Source organism: Pseudoflavonifractor sp. MCC625, assembly GCF_018784545.1.
Classification (GTDB): domain Bacteria; phylum Bacillota; class Clostridia; order Oscillospirales; family Oscillospiraceae; genus Pseudoflavonifractor_A; species Pseudoflavonifractor_A gallinarum.
On the sequence record NZ_WQOJ01000053.1, the window covers coordinates 1 to 278 of the forward strand.

The 278-nt window shown below is 52.9% G+C and carries 1 protein-coding gene; it reads left to right on the forward strand.

The genetic code is table 11. The annotated features are described in order from the left end of the window. A partial coding sequence (locus tag GPK94_RS15805; protein WP_215656262.1) for a hypothetical protein occupies window positions 1-278 on the forward strand: 278 nt, incomplete at both ends.

A 278-nucleotide genomic window follows, 5' to 3' on the forward strand; every position in this document is an offset into this window, starting at 1 on the left:
ATTGACCCGGACAAGGCAGATCAGGACTTGCGGGATGTATTGGCTCATGGACTGATGGATGAAGCGGATAAAAAGCAGATTTCCACGCTGCTGCAATCCGGCAGGAGCAACAGCGAGATCGCCTACTGGCTGAGCAGAGCCTATTCCGGTGAGATTGAGACACTGAATCTGGAGACCGGCGATATTGCCGATTACCGTACCACGGCACAGGGCATAGAACTGGAAGTCATGGATGCAGAGGAAAAGCGTCTGGCTATGCTGTATTTCCGCTGGGATGA